This is a genomic window from Emticicia sp. BO119, assembly GCF_013912375.1.
GTDB lineage: Bacteria > Bacteroidota > Bacteroidia > Cytophagales > Spirosomataceae > Emticicia.
The window spans coordinates 78,811-98,539 of record NZ_JACETV010000009.1 but is presented as its reverse complement, the minus strand read 5'-3'; the positions used below and the strand labels follow the sequence as shown (position 1 = coordinate 98,539).

At 35.6% G+C, this 19,729-nt stretch carries 18 protein-coding genes; 10 read left to right on the top strand and 8 right to left on the bottom strand.

Annotated elements, in window-relative coordinates:
• Positions 1-344: 344 nt before the first annotated feature.
• A complete protein-coding gene (purE, locus tag H1R81_RS23160) occupies positions 345-830 on the top strand; it encodes a 5-(carboxyamino)imidazole ribonucleotide mutase (RefSeq protein WP_181843135.1) in 486 nt (161 codons plus the stop codon).
• Positions 831-973: 143 nt separating this feature from the next.
• Positions 974-1,672 (top strand): LysM domain-containing protein, encoded by a 699-nt coding sequence (locus tag H1R81_RS23155; protein ID WP_181843134.1) that lies wholly within the window; start codon positions 974-976, stop codon positions 1,670-1,672.
• Positions 1,673-1,702: 30 nt separating this feature from the next.
• Here the strand turns inward: H1R81_RS23155 and H1R81_RS23150 are convergent, their stop codons facing one another.
• The 3 genes from H1R81_RS23150 to H1R81_RS23140 all read right to left on the bottom strand — a co-directional run bounded on the left by H1R81_RS23150 (position 1,703) and on the right by H1R81_RS23140 (position 4,965).
• The gene (locus H1R81_RS23150; protein ID WP_181843133.1) at positions 1,703-2,386 is read right to left on the bottom strand and encodes a hypothetical protein; all 684 of its coding nucleotides are present in this window, start codon (positions 2,384-2,386) and stop codon (positions 1,703-1,705) included.
• A gap of 465 nt (positions 2,387-2,851) precedes the next feature.
• Complete coding sequence (locus H1R81_RS23145; RefSeq protein ID WP_181843132.1) at positions 2,852-3,646, bottom strand: lipoprotein signal peptidase; 795 nt, start codon at positions 3,644-3,646, stop codon at positions 2,852-2,854.
• Between the two features lie 119 nt (positions 3,647-3,765).
• Positions 3,766-4,965 carry a proline dehydrogenase family protein gene (locus H1R81_RS23140; RefSeq protein ID WP_181843131.1) on the bottom strand — a complete coding sequence of 400 codons (1,200 nt, stop codon included), beginning with the start codon at positions 4,963-4,965 and terminating at the stop codon, positions 3,766-3,768.
• A 258-nt stretch (positions 4,966-5,223) separates the two neighbouring features.
• Between H1R81_RS23140 and H1R81_RS23135 the strand changes: the two genes are divergently transcribed.
• Positions 5,224-6,318 carry a chorismate mutase gene (locus tag H1R81_RS23135; protein ID WP_181843130.1) on the top strand — a complete coding sequence of 365 codons (1,095 nt, stop codon included), beginning with the start codon at positions 5,224-5,226 and terminating at the stop codon, positions 6,316-6,318.
• A gap of 69 nt (positions 6,319-6,387) precedes the next feature.
• On the opposite strand, the gene H1R81_RS23130 is transcribed toward H1R81_RS23135, so the two are convergent.
• Positions 6,388-6,753 carry a hypothetical protein gene (locus H1R81_RS23130; protein ID WP_181843129.1) on the bottom strand — a complete coding sequence of 122 codons (366 nt, stop codon included), beginning with the start codon at positions 6,751-6,753 and terminating at the stop codon, positions 6,388-6,390.
• Positions 6,754-6,966: 213 nt separating this feature from the next.
• Here H1R81_RS23130 and H1R81_RS23125 point away from each other — a divergent pair, with 213 nt between their 5' ends.
• From H1R81_RS23125 to H1R81_RS23100, 6 genes are all read left to right on the top strand, one after another.
• Positions 6,967-7,743, top strand: coding sequence for a class I SAM-dependent methyltransferase (locus H1R81_RS23125; RefSeq protein WP_181843128.1), 777 nt, complete (start codon positions 6,967-6,969; stop codon positions 7,741-7,743).
• 45 nt (positions 7,744-7,788) lie between these two features.
• Complete coding sequence (gene hemW / locus H1R81_RS23120) at positions 7,789-8,913, top strand: radical SAM family heme chaperone HemW (protein WP_181843127.1); 1,125 nt, start codon at positions 7,789-7,791, stop codon at positions 8,911-8,913.
• Between the two features lie 710 nt (positions 8,914-9,623).
• Positions 9,624-11,234: a Na+/H+ antiporter gene (locus tag H1R81_RS23115; RefSeq protein WP_181843126.1), complete on the top strand. Its 1,611-nt coding sequence runs from the start codon at positions 9,624-9,626 to the stop codon at positions 11,232-11,234.
• A gap of 39 nt (positions 11,235-11,273) precedes the next feature.
• Complete coding sequence (locus H1R81_RS23110; RefSeq protein ID WP_181843125.1) at positions 11,274-13,256, top strand: SGNH/GDSL hydrolase family protein; 1,983 nt, start codon at positions 11,274-11,276, stop codon at positions 13,254-13,256.
• 59 nt (positions 13,257-13,315) lie between these two features.
• Positions 13,316-13,534, top strand: coding sequence for a hypothetical protein (locus H1R81_RS23105; RefSeq protein ID WP_181843124.1), 219 nt, complete (start codon positions 13,316-13,318; stop codon positions 13,532-13,534).
• Positions 13,535-13,610: 76 nt separating this feature from the next.
• A complete protein-coding gene (locus H1R81_RS23100) occupies positions 13,611-14,393 on the top strand; it encodes a DUF3575 domain-containing protein (RefSeq protein WP_181843123.1) in 783 nt (260 codons plus the stop codon).
• 45 nt (positions 14,394-14,438) lie between these two features.
• Here H1R81_RS23100 and H1R81_RS23095 read toward each other — a convergent pair whose 3' ends face one another.
• The 3 genes from H1R81_RS23095 to H1R81_RS23085 all read right to left on the bottom strand — a co-directional run bounded on the left by H1R81_RS23095 (position 14,439) and on the right by H1R81_RS23085 (position 18,103).
• Positions 14,439-16,370: an STN domain-containing protein gene (locus H1R81_RS23095; RefSeq protein WP_181843122.1), complete on the bottom strand. Its 1,932-nt coding sequence runs from the start codon at positions 16,368-16,370 to the stop codon at positions 14,439-14,441.
• 89 nt (positions 16,371-16,459) lie between these two features.
• Positions 16,460-17,473, bottom strand: coding sequence for a FecR family protein (locus H1R81_RS23090; RefSeq protein WP_181843121.1), 1,014 nt, complete (start codon positions 17,471-17,473; stop codon positions 16,460-16,462).
• Between the two features lie 48 nt (positions 17,474-17,521).
• Positions 17,522-18,103 (bottom strand): RNA polymerase sigma-70 factor, encoded by a 582-nt coding sequence (locus H1R81_RS23085; RefSeq protein WP_181843120.1) that lies wholly within the window; start codon positions 18,101-18,103, stop codon positions 17,522-17,524.
• A gap of 234 nt (positions 18,104-18,337) precedes the next feature.
• On the opposite strand from H1R81_RS23085, the gene H1R81_RS23080 reads away from it, so the two are divergent.
• Positions 18,338-19,054 (top strand): head GIN domain-containing protein, encoded by a 717-nt coding sequence (locus H1R81_RS23080; protein ID WP_181843119.1) that lies wholly within the window; start codon positions 18,338-18,340, stop codon positions 19,052-19,054.
• Here H1R81_RS23080 and H1R81_RS23075 read toward each other — a convergent pair.
• Positions 19,051-19,689: a hypothetical protein gene (locus H1R81_RS23075; RefSeq protein WP_181843118.1), complete on the bottom strand. Its 639-nt coding sequence runs from the start codon at positions 19,687-19,689 to the stop codon at positions 19,051-19,053. The genes H1R81_RS23080 and H1R81_RS23075 overlap by 4 nt on opposite strands.
• Positions 19,690-19,729 lie beyond the last annotated feature (40 nt).

Below are 19,729 nucleotides of genomic sequence, written 5' to 3'. Positions count from 1 at the left end.
TAAATTTTATAATTTAAAATAGAGTATCTTTATTTTGAAAAGGTGCTGAAACAAGAGTGAATCTAATACAAATGAAGACTATAGTACCCGTATATTTTTAAAAAAAAGAACATTTTTAACGAACCTGTTTAAACTTTTTATTTTATGGCGAGAATGTGCAATTTTTTAATCAGATGAGCGGATTTGTTGAGTGCGTAGCAGAGCTACGGACGAAATAAATCGGTGAAATATAATTGAAAAAGTGCCATTCGGAGGCAAAAGAAATAAGTTTAAACAGGTTCAACATAACAGAATTAAATAGTTTCTAATATTGAATCCTTAATTATCAGTTAATACAGACAGAAATGGTTGGAATTATTATGGGCAGTTTCTCTGACTGGAAAATCATGGCAGGGGTTGCAGAAATTTTAGACGAATTAGAGATTCCTTACGAAAAAGAGGTTGTTTCAGCGCATCGTACACCTCAGAAAATGTTCGACTATGCACTTTCAGCTCGTCGACGTGGTTTAAAAGTAATTATTGCCGGAGCAGGCGGGGCAGCTCATTTGCCAGGAATGGTAGCTTCAAGTACTACGCTTCCAGTTATTGGAGTACCTGTTAAATCAAGTAATTCAATCGATGGCTGGGACTCTGTTTTATCTATATTGCAGATGCCAACTGGTGTGCCGGTAGCCACGGTTGCGTTGAATGGTGCGAAAAATGCCGGAATTTTAGCTGCTCAGATATTAGGTATTGGCGATGATGAAGTAGCTAAAAGATTAAGATCCTACAGAGAGGGTTTAAAAGATTTGGTAGAGGAAATGAACGAGGAGTTGAAAAAAAGTATATAAGTACACACAATTAAGTGTTCTGTCATTTTGTTAATTATAGCGAAATGATAGTATATTTATATCAGAATATACGTAATCTTTACCAATTACAAAAATAAAAATTTGTTTTCCTATTATAATTCATAACTAAATTTCCTAATACCATGCAGTTCGAAGACCGCGAACAACGTAATGAACGTCCCAAAGAAGCCTCACGCAATTTACCAATGGCTGTGTTGTTAGTTTTGGTGAGTATTATATGTGCTTTGCTTTACATCGGTTGGAAATACATGTCTGATGATACATCTACTGCCGATGAATTAACCACTGCTCCTGCCGACTCCGTTGCAAACGCTATCAAAACGCAACCAACAGAAGAAGAAACAATAGCTGGACAGGAAGAAGTATCTTCTGATGCCTTACCTGATGTTGCAATGCCTAAAGTCGGAGAGAAAAAAGATGAAACTGCCAAAACAGATAACAAACCAAAAGAAGAAAAACCAAAGGAAGATAAATCGAAGGACGATAAACCAAAAATTGAGATCCCGACAGGTGGTGAAACTTATACACATACTGTTAGTGAAGGAGAAACTTTTTTTGGCATTGCGAATCGTTTCAACGTAAAAAAAGAAACCTTAAAAGCAATGAATCCAAATATTGAAGAAAGTGGTATCAAAGTAGGTGTGACCAAGCTAAAAGTCAGAATAAAAGCAATTCATACAGTTGGGCCAGGAGATATTCTGCGAGTAGTTGGTAAGAAATACAATGTTTCTGTACCACTAATTATGCAAGCTAATAAAAAGACAAAGAATTTTGCCGAACGAGGAGAAAAACTGATTATCCCGTATGCACAAAAGGAATAAATAGTAAGAGGGCTTCTCAGCCCTCTTTTGCTATAAATTATTATAATATTGAAATACCTTTGCAAGGTCTGACCTATCTTTAAGGCTCAGTCCTTTATCTTTTACAAACTTTTCAATTTCGGGCTTTTTATCCGCCATTAACACATATACACTTTTCCGGCCTGTATTAAACTTTACAACATCTTTGCCCTTTGCAATAAACAATTGCCTCTCTGTATTAATTTTTACATCTTTACTACCTACATTAAAAGCTTCCACGTAGTCGGGTTGGTGAATCTTTAATGTGCAATAATCCAATAGCTTCACTTTCCCATCTGCAAGAATTTCAAAAAAGCCTGATTTTATCTTATCGCTCTCATCTTTAAACTCTAAGGTATTGACGTAATGCTTAACACTGAAACCTTGCTTTTCAAAAGTAAAACTTTTTATTAAACTCCCCGATATGACTTTTATTCCTTCTTGGGTATTGAACTCTACATCATTACCTTTCAAAACTACCCGCATTTGAACATCGGTGATACTATCCAATTTAATTGTTCCCTTAGGTGTTGCGATAGTTCTTGGATAAAATCTTACTGTTGCAGTAGACCACTCAGGATCGAGGTAAAAACTTCCCTGAATTTCAGTTGAACGATTATCAAAACCATAAAGCATACTTGAATTATGCTGACTTACAGTAAGGTTCTGGTTAAGTGCATCTCTCGTACTCTGCATTATTGGCTGCTGGGCAGAGGTTTGCCAAATAAAAAATACAGAAAAACCTATAAAGCAAAAACTGTTCTTCATAAATAATAGCTATTAGTGAAAATTGAAAAAAACTATTGATTGAATTGCGATTTTCAGGATCTGCTTGTTAGCTTCCTATGAAAAACCAGTCAATCAATGGTTATACCATAAAGTTAACAATCAAAAGAATGATTGTAAATAATATCAATATCCAGGCCTGAATAATATCACTTTTACGGCTCCTTTTAGGGTCTGCCACTTTCAAATTAAGAAATTGAAAAACTAAACATATCAGACCTAACACACCTAAGGTTGAATTTCTTAACGTTGGTGATGGCATCATTCCAGGTAAAATAATTATCCCTAAAAAACTCAGAACAATAATCCATCTATAAGATAGTTTAGATAAAACCGCCATATTAAAATTCAATTTTTGTTTAAACTTGTTGTACTTTATTTAGACTCCTCCTTCACTTCTTCTGAATCATTTTCTATTTTATTATTCAAAACTGCCTCAGTATCTTCTTTTGTGTTATCTGATATAGCTAATTCCTCTTTTCCTAATGACGCATTTTTTTCTTTAAACGCTTGCTCTTCTTCGTTTAAAACTTCACCATTGTCAAGAGTTGACCTCGTTGGTCTCTCTTCATGAATAAAAAAGCTTTTCTGAAAAATAAGGATACTTACTACCCCACAGAAAATACAGGCATCAGCAAAATTAAAAATTGGTGTTGTATTGTATTGCCCCCCTAAAAAAGGAATCCAGTCAGGGTAGTTACCATCCAACCCATACGCATAAAACATATCTATTACCTGCCCATGAAACCAAGGGGTTGCCGAATCCAAAGGAGCATTGTTTAACCATACTCCATAAAAAGTACTATCAATCACATTACCTATAGCACCACCTAATACCGCTGCGATAGACCAGAGTAACCCACTATGAGCATTTTTTCGAGCCAGGTAAATCAGATACCAACAGATTCCTACCATTGCGAAAAGGCGGAAAATTGTGAGAAGCAATTTACCATAATCTCCTGCCAACGTCCAACCAAAGGCCATGCCTTTGTTTTCTACATAATGTAGTTTAAAAAAACCCGGAATAATATCTATTTCACCATAATGATTCGGAAGTACATCAAAATACATCCATAGCTTAATTCCCTGGTCAATTAAAATCAACACAATTGTAAGCAATAAATATTTATAAGGAGACTTACCTCCAGATGAGCCACTACTTGTAATCATTTATTGTTTTGTTTAATTCAATAACCTTTATTCAGGCTATAATCTCTTAATATATATCGTTTACCCTTAACTAAAAACGATCTGAGCATAAATTTATTAAAATTATTCCGTCTCATCTATCAGGAGGTCTTTCTCCGTTGCTTTTCTTTTTTTATTAACAAGAATTCACGACTACTCTGTCCGGCAATAGAGGTATTTTCTTCTGCTCGACGAAAAAGATAAGGCATTACAGCTTCTACAGGACCGTACGGAACGTATTTAGCCACGTTATAGCCCGCATTAGCTAAATTGTAGGAGATATTATCACTCATACCTAACAGCTGAGCAAACCATATTCGCTCATCATTTATTCTAATTCCCTTATCCTTCATCAGTTCGGCACATATTAAACAACTTTCTTCATTATGTGTACCCAAACAGATTGATAACGTATTTAAGTTATTAATTGAAAAATGAATAGCTTTATTAAAGTCTGTGTCCGTCTCGTGTTTGGTAGTATGAATCGGATCTTTATACTCAAATTCCGCCGCTCTGCGTCTTTCTTTTTCAATATAGGCACCTCTTACCAGCTTGGCTCCGACAGTATATCCCTCATTTCTTGCAATTTCGCACGCATCAATCAAATGTTGTAAACTTTCCCAGCGATACAACTGGAAAGTATTATAAACTATGGTTTTGCCTTTAATGTTATATTTCCTCATCATTTCGTAGCTCAAGTCATCAATCACTTCCTGAATCCACGACTCTTCTGCATCTAAAAAGATTCTTACTTCAAACTCAGCCGCATGAGCACACAATTTATCTACTCTATTTCGTATTCTTTCAAAAGCACTCTTTTCTTCATCGGTCAGTAGCTCAGGGTGCTCTTGTACTTTTTCAAGAAGTTCAACCGAACCAATACCTGATACTTTAAAAACCGAAAACGGAATATTCCCCCTTTGAGTAGCAGCCTTATCTATAGTCCTGAGTATTTCGTCGGTAGTTGCTTCAAAGTCATTTTCATTATCTTCTCCCTCTACTGAATAATCCAGAATAGTACCCACCCTGCTTTTGGCAAGGCTCTCAATTGTCTTTTGGCAAGTTGAGATACTTTCGCCACCACAAAACTGAGCAAATATGGTATTTTTAATAAGTAATTTTATAGGTAATCCTAATTTTATTGCAAGTTTTATAAAAAAAGTTCCTATCTTTACAACCCAGTTTTGGTTCATCAACGCAAAAATCAAATAAGTTTTACGAAGCTTGCTATTTGACTGATGAGCAAAGGCAATAGAAGTATCATCGAAATTTAACGAGCGGTTTTGAATAGCCGTTTTCATTATTTCAAATATTGGTTTCTTTTAATTTTTCAGTTTTGATGAAGAATTGTACTATTTTAAGAAACATTATCGTTTAACAAACGATATTCTTTAAATTGGTTTGCAAATATACGCCAAAGAAAAGACATTTAATGAAACAATATCAATAATTCGGTAATCTGAACTGTTGTCAATGCCCTCTTTCGGTAGCATATGTAAATCCATTTGGTACCATTTACAAGCATTGAAAAAATTGACAAAACAAATTTTAACAAAGAAATGAAAGCAAATTTAGATGTACTACCCCTTAACAGTTGGATAGATACAAACGGAAAACCCTTAATCATTGCCGGGCCGTGTAGTGCCGAGACAGAAGAACAAGTAACCGAAACAGTACGCCGCATTGCTAAAGAAGGTTACGCGCACGTAATCCGTGCCGGTGTTTGGAAACCTCGTACTCGTCCTGGAAGTTTTGAGGGTATGGGAGAAGCAGCATTGCCTTGGTTAGCTGCAGTAAAAAAAGAAACAGGCCTACCAATTGCAGTGGAAGTAGCAACACCTCAGCACATCGAATTGGCTTTAAAATATGGTATTGATATTCTTTGGATTGGTGCAAGAACAACAGTAAACCCTTTTAATGTTCAGGACTTGGCTGATGCACTGAAAGGCGTAGATGTTCCGGTATTAATCAAAAACCCTGTTAACCCTGATCTGGCTCTATGGGTTGGAGCATTTGAACGTATTGCAGGAGCAGGAATTAAAAAAATGGCCGCCATCCATCGTGGATTCTCTAATGCACAGGAAACCAAATACCGCAACTCTCCGATGTGGCAGTTGGCTGTTGAATTGAAAACGTTATTTCCTCAATTACCAATCATCGGCGACCCAAGCCATATGGCAGGTAAGAGAGCATATTTATTTGAGTTAGCTCAGAGGGCTTTAGACTTGAATTACGACGGTTTGATCATCGAATCACATCGTAATCCTGACGATGCCTGGTCAGACGCTTCTCAACAATTAACACCAGAAGCCCTGGGTGAAATGCTTCGTGAACTGGAAGTACGTAAGGCTTCTTATGGCGAAGATTTCCAGAGTGAGTTAGATAGACTACGTCAGAAGATTGATAATATCGACCGTGAGTTATTAGAAGTATTAGCCGCACGTATGGCAGTAGTTGAAAAATTAGGAGAACATAAGAGAGATAACAACGTGGCTGTTTTGCAATTAGACCGTTGGAAACAAGTACACAATAGCCGTGCTGAACAGGGTAAAAAATTAAACCTTTATCCTGAAATGGTTGAAGAGTTATTCAAACTGATTCACATGGAATCTATTCGCAAACAAACAGAAGTGATGAACCAACAACCTGCTTAAGATAGGACTGGGATTACTTATAGAAAATGAAGAATTTAAAAAAGCGTCAGATTTTACTCTGGCGTTTTTTTATTCCCTGAAATACCTCCACATTTTCATTTTAAAAAACAATTGCTTAACACGATTTTTCGATCTTTCCAGATCAATTTCACTATCAATTTGATTGGTGTTAAGATTAGCAATAGTAAAGCTATAGTCATCAAAAATAATACTATGGGTATATTTATGTTTTGGTATATACTGCAAAAACAGCGTTCGGTTTTTCGTAAATACAGAGTCTAATTTGTCCGAGAAGCCTTTATTATTTTTAATTGCCAAAGTCTTTTTCTTTGGCCTTAGCAGATAAGAAGGGTTATAAACTGTATTAATGCCTATTTGAGCAGTCGCATCGATATTAAACAATAGAAATCCAATCAACAACAAACTTGTTTTCATTGCAGACAAATGGTTTTAGATTACTAAAATAACGCATGGTATAAAGGAAAATTTCATAAACTAAACCTATCATTTTACAAAAGCACAATTTTAGCTTAACTTTGTAAAAATAAGATATAAATAAGAATTTTATATTAAGCACCCATTAAAATAGAATAGTATCCTGACTATCTTAGTAGAAAGTATCTCAGGAAAAAGATACGAATCGCGTCTATGAGCAAATACGCAACAACCGAAATAACCAGTGCCGAAATTCCTTCGGATAATCCTGTACACCAACGTCTATACTTCCCTTATGTTGAAGCAGCTAAAATCGTTCACGGCAATGTTTTAGAATTAGGTTGTGGCTGGGGTCGTGGTGTAGAAACTTTGATTGAAAAATGTGATCATTTTACCGGGTTAGATAAAAACGAACCTCTTATTAATCAATTACAGGCAACTTATCCTAAACATACCTTCCAGACTGCCGATTTACCTTATCTTACTGAGTTTAAAGATAATACTTTTGATTTCATAGTTACCTTCCAGGTTATTGAGCATATTCAGGACGACCATAAGTTTCTTTCGGAAGCAGCACGGGTTTTGAAACCAGGTGGCAAGATTTTACTTACAACCGTAAATCGTCCCTATTCTTTAAGTCGGAACCCTTGGCATATCCGGGAATATGATACTGCTGAATTGCGTACCCTCATGCAAAAGTATTTCTCTAAAGTAGACACAATGGGTGTGGGTGGTAATCAAAAAGTCTGGGATTATTACGAAGAAAATAAGCAATCCGTGCGTCGTATTATGCGCTTTGATATTTTTGATTTACAACACAGGCTTCCGGCCTGGATGCTCAGAGTGCCTTATGAAATTCTCAATCGTTTCAACAGAAACAAATTAATGACTGAAACAGGAGGATTAGCCGCTGAAATTCGTTGGGACGACCATTTTCTCTCAAACGAGCCTGAAAAATGTATTGACTTCTTTTTTATTGGAACAAAATAGTATTTCCGGCGGTGGAAACAATCGCCGGACTCTTTCTTTCGCTTAGTGCATTTATATCTTCATATACCCTTTTGTCGTAGAGCCTGCCATTACTGCGATTTTCATTTCAGCACAAATCTGACTATGAAAAGCACGGTTATAGAAGCAATTATTCGGGAAATTGAATTTCAAGCTGATTACCTGAGTAATAAAGAGTTACAAACCATTTATTTTGGGGGTGGTACTCCTTCTCTACTCAACATTAACGAACTGTATGATATTTTTGAAATAATTAAAAAGTATTATACTTTTTCAGAAGATATTGAAATTACTTTAGAGGCAAATCCTGATGATATTACCAAAGAACGACTGGCTATTTTACAAAGATTTGGTTTTAATCGGTTAAGCATCGGTATCCAGTCATTTAATAATGATCATCTTAAAAAACTGAATCGTATTCATGATGCTGTGCAAGCCGAACAATGCGTAAAATTAGCACAGGATACGGGTTTTGAGAATATTACTATTGATCTTATTTATGCCATTCCTTACGATAATCATCATATCTGGGAGAATGATTTAGAAAGAGCATTAGCTTTGAATGTGCCACATATTTCTTCTTATTGCCTTACTATAGAAGAAAAAACTGTTTTTGGCAAATGGCTACAGCTCAACAAAATACCTCCGATCAATGAAGATTTTGCATCAGAGCAGTTCAGAATTTTAGTTGATACGCTCGAATCCGCCGGATACGAGCAATACGAAATATCAAACTTTTGTCAGAACAATAAGTATTCACGCCACAACTCTTCATACTGGCAACGCCATGAATATTTAGGGGTTGGCCCTTCTGCACACTCCTATAATGGCGTGTCACGCCAATACAATATAGCCAACAATGTAGCGTATCTGAAAGCTATACATCAGGGACAAGTCCCTGCGGATTATGAGTTGCTATCGAAAGAAGAAAAACTCAATGACTATATTCTGACCGGGCTCAGAACCAAATGGGGTTGTAATATTAATGAAATAGAAAAACTTGTAGGTGACAGCTGGCATATAGCCAATCAGGCTGTTTTGACAAAGTACCTCAACAATAAATTATTGCAGATCAATAATCAAACACTTACCCTTACCCGCCAGGGCAAGTTATTTGCCGATAGAATTGCCAGCGATCTATTCCTGATCTGAGATATTGTACTCCAGAACCTGCCACTCCATTATCATAATTGCTTCTTTTTAGGGTTTTGAAAGAGACCCTGACAGACTTTAAATTTTCACGGCAGAATATTCTGGTCGCGCAGTAGTAAATTAATTCAATAGCTTAATGCAAAAGTTCAATTCTACCAAAATCCTCATCAACCCCTTTGAAAATACAATCCAAAACCAGATATTAGAGAATGCACAATCAGGGAATCAGGTCGAAGACATATAGTCTCGAAAAAAATCTATATTATAACTCCTGACATGGCAGACCTATAGATTTTGAGAGATGAAAATAATAATAGCTCTATCGCTTTTTGGGTGTCTTTTACCACCCTAAAAATGGATAGTAACATCCACCGGTTTTTCAGGAATCTATAAGCTCCAGAAAGAAAAAGGCCAATATCAGTGTATCTGGAAGGCAGTTTAAAAGAGTCGTTAATTATATCTATCAACAGTAGTTTAGAACTATATAATTGTACCAACCAATAAAACGTAACCGAAAAGGTTACCAATATGGTGGGAACCTTTTTCGACTCCCTTTCAGTCGCTGACACTTACAGAATTAAATTAAGACGTTTTAGAAATGAAGACTCAAAAAATAGTTTTATAATTTAGATGAAAATAAATTATCTACAAATGTAGATAAAACTTTTCGTGGCAAATCCGTGTTCCACAACCAATACCATTATTAAAAAATGCATTACAATCTATTACTTGTCATATCATTACTTTTTGTCATTTTCATGTTAGTTATGTTAGGGCAAAAGTTTAAAATATCCTCCCCTATTTTTTTAGTATTAGCAGGGTTGTTTATTAGTTTTATGCCTAAAATTCCCCACATCGAAGTTGACCCTGAACTTATATTTCTTATTTTCTTACCCCCATTACTCTATGAAGCAGCCTGGTACACTTCATGGAATGACTTCTGGAAATGGAAACGCCCTATAGGTCTTTTAGCTTTTGGGTTAGTTATATTTACTTCAACCATTATAGCCTATACTTCGCAAGCCATGATTCCAGGTTTTACGCTTGGTTTAGGATTCTTGTTAGGGGGTATTATTTCACCACCAGATGCCGTTGCGGCTTCTTCTGTACTTAAGGGAATCAAAATGCCCAAAAGAGTAATTACTATTCTGGAAGGTGAAAGTCTGATTAATGATGCGTCCAGCTTAATTGTCTTTAGGTTTGCATTGGTAGCCATTGTTACAGGCCAATTCTCTTTACAGCAAGCCATTGGAACATTTTTTTGGGTAGCAGGCATGGGTATTGTGGTTGGATTAATTATTGCCAATGTAGCTTACGTGATTCATAGATTCTTACCTACTACCCCCAGTATAGATGCTGCGCTAACCCTATTGACACCGTATTTTATGTATATAATAGCCGAACAGTTCCATTTTTCAGGTGTTATGGCAGTTGTAAGTGGCGGTTTATTCTTGTCTTATCGCTCACATGAGATATTAACACATGGTTCAACCCGCTTACAAACGACTGGAGTATGGGCAACTTTGATCTTTGTTTTGAATGGACTGGTGTTTATTCTGATTGGTCTTGAATTACCCACAATAATTAATGGGCTCGAGGGATATTCAATTTTAGAAGCGGTTAAATATGCAGTTATTATTAGTATTCTTACAATTGTAGTCAGAATACTCTGGATTTACCCTGCAGCATTTATACCTCGGTGGTTATTTAAAAGTGTAAGAGACAGAGAACCTGATCCTGGCATCAAAAACCCATTTATTATAGGTTGGGCAGGCATGAGAGGGGTTATTTCATTAGCTTCAGCACTTTCAATCCCACTTTTTCTGAATAGCGGTCAACCGTTTCCACATAGAAATTTAATCTTGTTTATCACTTTTATTGTCATTTTAGTAACTTTAGTATTTCAGGGTTTAACTCTACCATTTATCGTGAAATGGTTAGAAATAAAAGAAATAGACCATATAGCACCAGAAGAAGAACAGGAAGCAGGTATTAAATTACGAATAATGAAAGCTGCGCTCAACCAATTAAATGAGAAGTACTCAAATGATATAAAAAACAATGAATTGTTAAGTTTTCTGAAACATGAAATTGAAAGTGACATTTCATTGACGAATCAAAGATTAAATTCAATGGAATGTCAGGTTTGTCAGAAAAAAGAAATTGAACAGTATAATCAGGTATTAAAAGAGCTTTATAGCACCCAAAGGAAAGAATTATATGCCATTCGCAAAGAATATGCCTTCAGTGATGAAGAAATTCGTAAACAGGAATTACAATTGGATTTTGATGAAGCCAAGATAACCTGGAATAATCATTAATAAATAAGTTTCTTATTAAAGACTGCTTTTTAACCAATCATGAAACGCCGCTATCTAATTAACCACATTCTGAAACTTATTCTGATAACTCATTTGAGTCTTCCGCTTTTTGCCCAAAGCATCAGCTCACAGAAGACCGAAATCTGGCACGGGTTTCAGAAAATCGGCTTTCTATTAGATGGAACTCCGGCATATTATGTAAAACCAAATACACCAATGCCCGGTAATCCGTGGATATGGCGAGCTTATTTTCCTGACTGGCATATTGAAATGGACAGTATTCTGCTTGAAAAAGGGTTTCACATAGCTTATATAAATACTGACAATCGATATGCGGACCCACAAGCCATGCTTAAATGGGACGATTTCTATAATTATCTTACCAAGAAATTATCATTTGCATCGAAGGTAGCTTTGGAGGGTGTGAGCCGTGGAGGATTATATGTATATGCCTGGGCAAAGCGTAATCCTGAAAAAGTAAGTTGTATTTATACCGAAACCCCCGTATGTGATTTTAAAAGCTGGCCAGGCGGCAGAGGAAAAAGTAAGCGCCAGGAAAAAGAATGGAGTCAGTTATTAGAAGTCTATGGGTTTACAGAGGAGCAAGCTTTAGCTTATGATGACAATCCTATTGATCATTTAGAAGGGTTAGCTGCCTACAAAGTACCTGTTATTCATATTATTGGGCTAAAAGACCAATTAGTCCCGCCTGATGAAAATACATTCCCATTGATTGAGAAATACCTTAAGTTAGGTGGTCCTGCTTATGTGTATAGCATGAGTCGTGGTGTTCAAACACTTGAAGGGCATCATTTTCCAATCGAGCACCCTGAACGGTGGGCTGATTTTGTTATCCAAAGTTCTACTCCTGTCGTTCAATCACTACCTAATAAAAACTATGTTCAGTTAAGAGCCGGGCTTCCTAATTTTTATAAGGCCATTCAACAAAAAAAGAATATAACTGTTGCTTATCTCGGTGGATCTATTACATATAATTCAGGCTGGAGAGATAAAGTAAATAAATATATGAAAGAACGATTTCCCAAGAATTCTTTTACATTTATTAATGCAGGAATCTCCTCATTAGGAAGTTTACCTCATGCTTTTCGCTTAGAACAAGATATCATCAATAAAGGCAAACCGGATTTATTGTTTATAGAAGCAGCGGTCAATGACCATACCAACGAAACAGATAGCCTGACACAATTAAGAGCCTTAGAAGGGATTGTTCGTCATGCCCGAAAAGACAACCCTTCACTGGATATAATCCTGATGTCGTTTGCTGATCCTGATAAAACTTCTGATTATCAAAAAGGGCTCATTCCGTTAGAGATTAAAAACCACGAAGCCATAGCCTCCTATTATCAGTTGCCTTCTATCAATCTCGCAAAAGAAGTGGCAGAACGTTTACAGGCAAAAGAATTTAGTTGGGAATTTGATTTTAAAGACCTTCACCCCTCACCTTTTGGTCAGGAAATCTATTACCAAAGTATCAAATACTTATTAACCCAATCTTTTAAAAACTTTGCGACAGGTGATTCAGTTTCACAAATTAACCGTCAGGTAATAAGCCCTTTAGATAAAAAGAACTTTGAAGGCGGCATATATGTGAATATCCATCAAGCCAAAATACAGAAAGGTTTCCAGTTAATAGAAAGTTGGCAGCCCTCAGATGGCATAGGTACAAGAGAGAGCTTTGTCAATTGCCCTGTTTTAGAAACTATTTCGCCCGATGCTTCTTTAAATTTTACATTCATTGGCAATGCAGTTGGTATCGGTTTAGTTTCAGGGCCAGATGCAGGAGAAGTATTATTTAGTATTGATAATGCACCTTATCAAAGCATGAATTTATATACGCAATGGAGTTATTTTTTACATTTACCATGGTACAAACTATTTGCCTCTGGTTTATCAGATGAAAGGCATACACTTCATTTAAAAGTAAGTAGCCATAAAAATTCTAAAAGTAAAGGCACAGCCTGTAGAATAGTTTATTTTTTGGTTAATTCTACTGAAAAATGAACATTATCTGCAATTAAATACCGAATATTGTGTTTAGTATTAAAGATTAAAATTAATTAATGAAAGAGTTTAATCTCAAGTCTTACCATATCAGAGCAATGAATGCCTCAACAGAAGCTGAAAAAACAGCTATCAATCAGGAATTAAAAGACCTGTATGATTCTTTATCAGTGGAAGATAAAAAAGACTTTAATGAACAGTTACAAACTTTTTTAATAAAAGAAATGGCCACCATTAATTCTTTCTATCAGGCAACACAAGAAGAAAATCTTAATTGACCGGCTCACCTTCGTATCTGAACACTTGCTATCTTAAAATAGTAATACGTATTAACCATATTTAATTAAAATCCCAGTGAAAATCGCTTCCCTCACAGTCTTTTGTGTTTGTTTTTCATTTTTTTGTTACTCGCAGGAGTCCAATTCAAGTGTATTAAAAGTTAACCTTTCTGCATTAACTTTAGGAGCTTATTCCTTACAATACGAGAAGGCATTAGGGAATCGTATCAGTTTTGCTTTAGGTGTAGCCTATCGACCTGTAAAAATAGTCCCATTCGCTAAAACTGTAGAGAGTTTCGTCGACGCGGCTGATAAGAGGATTGATTATATAAGTCTGGTTAACGTAAAAAAATCTGAATCAACTGCCGGAAATTTTGGATTGACTCCTGAACTTCGATTTTATTTGGGTAAAAATAAATCGGCACCTATCGGCACTTATATAGCTGTTTTTGGCCGATATAATAGCTATTTTGGAAAAGCTCCCGTATTTGTAGATATGTTATATAAAGAAACATTCGCAAGAATCGAATTACCAGTCGATACACAGGTAAAAACATATTCGGGTGGTTTAATGATTGGGAAGCAATTCCGATTGGGAAATCGTTTCACTTTCGACTGGTTCATTATTGGTGGGCACTATGGTCGAGTAACCGTACATGGAGAATCAAAACAAAATCTCGAAGGATACGATGAGCAGTTTATTAAAGATCTAAAGGAAAAAATTATAGATACTTTCAAAATTAACGAACAATATCTCTCATTAGAAGTCGACAAACAAGGAGTAAGATTAGACAATGCACGTAATCTTTCATTTTTCAATCTCCGTGGGTTAGGTTTTAACATTGGATATAGGTTCTAAAACAGAGCTTTGAGTTAAATACTTCAAAGCTCCATTTTGAATCCTTTAGAAATTACAAATTCTGATTCCTGCCTGATAACCAAGCCATGAGGATAATGTTGCCCTTTCTCCAAAGTATCTTCCTTGTTCCTCATAAAACTTGAGTTTGTTAAGTTGCCCTAAATTAATTTCCGATTCTTGTGTTGCATGAAAACTAATACTCGGTGCTAAAAAAATAGCTATACGTGGAGAAAGATGTAATTCTAATCCCAGACTCCCTCTGATTAACTGATTTAACTCCCAATTATACACGTCATTTTGCAAATGAGAGCTAACGATATCAAAATTAAGCCAGAAAGCCCTATTTAATCGCCAGGCGGTACCAAGTCCATAACCAAAACTAAACAAAGGTTTATTGGGTTCGTTAAAGCCATAACCAGCCGTAAAAATATTATAGAATCTTTTAACGCCAGTTTTGAAAGTGATATTGGCTAAATTTACCTCGTCAATATTCAATTCCAGGCGACGATACCCACCTCTTTTAACAAAACTTACCAAACCTATTGGTATTGAATTAGATTGCTCTGTTAAGTTCAGTACACCTATCTGTAGCCCGTCATTAACCCTGTTAGCAGCATTTACTACTCCAACCTGTAGACCTTTGAAAGTTCCTCCTGTGTAATTTATAAATCCGGATACCTGAACTCCATCAAAATCTCTCCGCACAAGATTTGCAAAACCCGCAGCCTGAACACCACTTCCACTACCCATTATTAAATTGCCAAAACCCGCACCCTGTACTGCATATCTGGTACTATGAAGTACCACATTCATAAATCCGGCGCCCTGTATCCCACTAAAGTTTCTGAAAACTAAATTACCAAAACCGGCACCCTGAATACCATAAGCACTTTGCCCAACTATATTAGCAAATCCGCCCCATTGAGCTCCTTTCACAGTTTCTCCTACTAAATTAGCAAATCCGGCAGCTTGAACCCCAGAGACATTCCCCTTTACCAGGTTCAAAAACCCACCTATTTCCAGTTTGGTGATTCCTAATGAGTATCCGGCAATGATATTAAATGAATACTCATTAATCACATTACCACTCAGATAGTGGTTTGTTCCTATAAATGGTAAAAGTGATACCTGAACAGGACGATAAATGGTGTCTCCAATATTATCTAAATGGATATTTTGCCTTGTAGTAATTAACCAATCCGTTATATGTCTCTGTGCTGCAGCTAATCTATCTTTTGTTTCATTCCAATAATCCTGATAATCTGATTTTTTTGGATTGCTAATAGAAGAATCTCTTTGAATAGTAATCAGTGGTGCTATTTGAATGGGAGCAATACTATCAATCTTTTTTTGAGGGAAAGTATCTCTTCTGATAGCAATTGGCTCAATTTTCTCAGCTGAAACCCGGATAGGCTTGATAGGCAAAAGTGTTATATTCAAAGTTGTATTTGTTCTACCTTTTACAGCCATTTCTCCGTTATGATAGTTTTGTTTTCTTATCTGAACACTTACAATGGGAACTGTAGTTGGGATTTTCAAACGGTAATAACCATATTGGTTGGTGACGGCAGAAGCTAATGTTATTGGTTCATAAACACTGGCTTTTTCAATTTTTAAGCCCGTTTCTCCGTCTGAAACGTAGCCCATCACGAAAAAATCCTTTTTCGGTTCTTCGTCATTTTTCTTTAGAATAATGTAATTGCCTTTATTTTTAAATGTAGCTGTAGTACTAAAAATCAGGTTTAGTACTTCTCTAACGGGCTGGTTCTGAACCGAGGCCGATACACGCTTGTTAATATCGATTTCACTGGGATTGTAGGAAAAACTAAAATTACCAACCTCAGAAATACCCTTTAAGGCATTATCTAATTTTTCATCAGAGATTTTTATAGTAATAATTCTTTCAAGCGGAGGGACATTCTGGGCAAATGATTGGTAAAGATGTAAAAAGAAAATAAATGTTAATAGCTTTTTCATAAATGAGCTTTTTTGAAGCTATGACACCCAACTAATTCTTTTCCCCTAAAAGAAATTTAATTTTTAATGAAGTCAGAAAAGAACTTAAACTACTTATTACAACCCTCCCCGTCTAATACATACTTCCCCCCCTTTGAGCTAATAGTCAGATTTAGTGTTTCGGCAATAATATTTAAGGCATCGGGAAGGGTTTCATTATCAAATTTTGTGGTAAGACGACAAATTTTAATCCGATTATTTTTTAGCGATATACTTACATGATATCCTTCTCCTAAAACTTTGGCAATATGTTCAAGACTTGAATTTTCAAACACAAATACTTTGGTTTTATAAGCAAGGACATTTCTATCAAGCACTATCTGCTTTTTAATGGTATCTTTTTTAGCCTCAAAAGTTGCTTGTTCTCCTGCGACTAATAAAATTGCTTTGGTTTTAGTTTGAAATTGCACTTTACCGGTTTCAACACTCAATTCAACATTTTTGTTATAAGCCCGAATGTTGAATGACGTTCCTAAAACCTTTATATCAGAGCCATTAGCATGAATAATAAAAGGCTTTGTTTTATTCCTTTTAACATCAAAAAAAGCCTCGCCTGATAAATTTATTTCGCGGGTGGCCCCTTTAAATTCTCTTGGATAAGTTAATATAGTGTTAGCATTCAGAAATACAACAGACCCATCCGGCAGGATTTGTTCTAAAGTGTTCTGTGTAGTTTTTAACAAAACGACATCTGGTGATGAGTCTCTGAATAAATAAGCTAATACTCCAACCGCAATTAGAATAGTAATGCTGGCGGCAATACCAATTGTAAAGAACCTATTCCGTTTAGGGGCCGGTTTTATAAGAATAACTTTAGCTTCCTTAGCAGAATCTATCTTTGATCTGACTTTCAGCCATGCAGCATCTACATCTACTCTCAGTGTTCTGTTTTCTTTAAACCCAACTGCTTTATTCCATAAAAAAGCATAATCATTTAACTCTTTTGTATTCTCCTCATTCTCTTGAAGCCATTTCTCAATCAAAGCATTCTCATGAGCATCAGTTTCCTGTGCCAGATATTTACCTAAAAGGCCTTCATTATTATCAGAATGATTTGTATCCAAGTTTAATAATTTTATCTATAAGGCTAATTAAATATACAAGTATTCAACCTAAAATTGCATCAAACCATCAACTAATAAAATAATCAATGGTAAGTATTCCGATAACTCTATTCTTAATATCTTAAGTGCTTTACCCACCTGATTCTCTACGGTCTTTGGCGAAATCCCTAACTGTTCAGCAATCTCATGATATTTCAGTTCTTCCAAGCGGCTCATTCTGAAAATCAACCGACATTGTTCGGGTAGTTTTTCAATGGCTTCTTCTATTTTCCGTTCCAACTCATTTTTCATAACCGATTGGCTAACCGACTCATAAGAACTTTCATAGTAAGTATTGGCGTAATGTTGATACTCTTCTCTTATTTTTAGATGTTTGATTCGGTTCAGGCAATGATTATGCACTGCTCTATAAAGATAAGATTTCAATGAAAGGCTAATCTCTAATTCTGTTCTTTTTTCCCAAATACCCGAAAACAAATTCTGAACAATTTCTTCGGCTTCATCCATCTCCTTAAGCATCGAATTGGCATAATTGCATAAACTCTGATAGTACTTCCGGAATACTACCTCGAAAATACGCTCATTTCCTTGCCTGATTGCACCAACTATTTCTTGCTCAGATAATTGCACCGACTAAAATTTGAAAGTTTATGCAAACATAGCTTATTAAAGGCAAACTTGGATAGTACTATTTGATAAACGGATTTTTTATATGACAATCCAACCTCGCAATACCCTCATTTACTCTCAGTGAAAATTATTAGCAAAAAAATTAGGAGCACATCAAAAAAACAAAACCAACGACTATAGTAGGGGTATCTCTTTTCTCATTTGTCTTATACACAAATATAAAAATTTACTATTATGAAAAAACTAAAATCAACTAACGTGTTAGCTTTTGCACTCATAGCTTTCTTTATAAGTTCGTGTGAGTTGGTTCAACAAGGAATAGAACCCCGTAATCCGGAAGATAAAGCTTTTGATCTGAAAAATTTTGATAAGTTAGAAATGGGAAATGCTTTCCATATTACTGTAAAACAAGCTAATGACTTTAGAATAAAAGCGAATGGAGACAGGAGAGATATTGATGATTTGATAGTAAAAGCATCAAATGGCAAATTGAAAATATATTATTCTAAGTGGCGAATCAGGCGATATCGTATGGAAATTGATATTGAAATGCCCACGCTAAAAGAAATTGTTTTCTCAGGAGCCTCTACATCTTATATTGGGGGTTTTGATAACCTTGATGAATTAGAAATTGATTTATCTGGTTCTTCAAATGCAACAATATCTGCCAGTGCCAGAATTTATGAAATAGACCTTTCAGAAGCATCTGAATTAGATCTGGAAGGAATTGGTACAGAAATGGAGGCTGATTTATCGGGTGCATCTAAATTAAATGGCTTCGATACGCTCGTTGAAAAAGCAATCTTGGATGTTTCTGGGGCAAGTACCGGGCGTGTAAATGTAAGTAAGACATTAAATATAAGAGCAAGTGGCGCAAGTAAAGTAAAATACCGTGGGAATCCACATGTTAGCTCGAATCTGTCAGGTAGTAGCCACGTAGAGAAAGACTAATTCGGATTGTAAAAATGAAGAAAACTGACTAATCGCTCGTAATTCAGCAATTCTTCATCTGAACCATTCTTCAATAAAAAATGTCTATAAATATTTGTAATTGTCGTAAAACTATGATTGTCAGTTAGTTTTGCGGCAATTACACCTTTAAAACACCTGTGAACCTGATTATATAAATATCTGCATGGTTTAGTAGGCATATCATTAAGTAAATCATCTATTTTATCTAAACAGGCTGCTTCTTGTAAAAATAAAAAGCCTCTATTATCAAAAAAAACCTTGATTTCGTCTATAATCTTATCCAATTCTTCTTCGTCTGTTACTTTAAATCTAAAGTATTTTAGGTTCTGAAATTTACCAAAACTAATAACAAGTGTATTGGCAGTAGAACGATTACCTCTGGTATTATGCATGAACTGCTGTGCCAATTGCTCAATAAATTCACATCGAACCCCAAAATTCACTTCAATCCAATATTCTTTTTGTGTTTCTGAAATAGAAAATATTACATTCTGAAATCCGTTTTGCGTAGCTTTGCGAAACTGTTTATGTTCTAAGTGCAGATTGAAGTCATGAATCTGGAAAAATTCTTCCAATTGCTGATAGAATTTAACTTCAAATTTACTTAAAATCATGACGGTAGCTTTAATTACACTTACTAAACTTTTGCTATAC

What these genes read in the sequence shown, in the direction of transcription:
- H1R81_RS23080 (WP_181843119.1), top strand. Translation starts at nt 18,338, where the DNA reads ATGAAAAAACTAAAATCAACTAACGTGTTAGCTTTTGCACTCATAGCT.
- H1R81_RS23145 (WP_181843132.1), bottom strand. Translation starts at nt 3,646, where the DNA reads ATGATTACAAGTAGTGGCTCATCTGGAGGTAAGTCTCCTTATAAATAT.
- H1R81_RS23095 (WP_181843122.1), bottom strand. Translation starts at nt 16,370, where the DNA reads ATGAAAAAGCTATTAACATTTATTTTCTTTTTACATCTTTACCAATCA.
- H1R81_RS23115 (WP_181843126.1), top strand. Translation starts at nt 9,624, where the DNA reads ATGCATTACAATCTATTACTTGTCATATCATTACTTTTTGTCATTTTC.
- H1R81_RS23155 (WP_181843134.1), top strand. Translation starts at nt 974, where the DNA reads ATGCAGTTCGAAGACCGCGAACAACGTAATGAACGTCCCAAAGAAGCC.
- H1R81_RS23110 (WP_181843125.1), top strand. Translation starts at nt 11,274, where the DNA reads ATGAAACGCCGCTATCTAATTAACCACATTCTGAAACTTATTCTGATA.
- H1R81_RS23150 (WP_181843133.1), bottom strand. Translation starts at nt 2,386, where the DNA reads ATGCAGAGTACGAGAGATGCACTTAACCAGAACCTTACTGTAAGTCAG.
- H1R81_RS23105 (WP_181843124.1), top strand. Translation starts at nt 13,316, where the DNA reads ATGAAAGAGTTTAATCTCAAGTCTTACCATATCAGAGCAATGAATGCC.
- H1R81_RS23130 (WP_181843129.1), bottom strand. Translation starts at nt 6,753, where the DNA reads ATGAAAACAAGTTTGTTGTTGATTGGATTTCTATTGTTTAATATCGAT.
- H1R81_RS23140 (WP_181843131.1), bottom strand. Translation starts at nt 4,965, where the DNA reads ATGAAAACGGCTATTCAAAACCGCTCGTTAAATTTCGATGATACTTCT.
- H1R81_RS23075 (WP_181843118.1), bottom strand. Translation starts at nt 19,689, where the DNA reads ATGATTTTAAGTAAATTTGAAGTTAAATTCTATCAGCAATTGGAAGAA.
- H1R81_RS23135 (WP_181843130.1), top strand. Translation starts at nt 5,224, where the DNA reads ATGAAAGCAAATTTAGATGTACTACCCCTTAACAGTTGGATAGATACA.
- H1R81_RS23125 (WP_181843128.1), top strand. Translation starts at nt 6,967, where the DNA reads ATGAGCAAATACGCAACAACCGAAATAACCAGTGCCGAAATTCCTTCG.
- purE (WP_181843135.1), top strand. Translation starts at nt 345, where the DNA reads ATGGTTGGAATTATTATGGGCAGTTTCTCTGACTGGAAAATCATGGCA.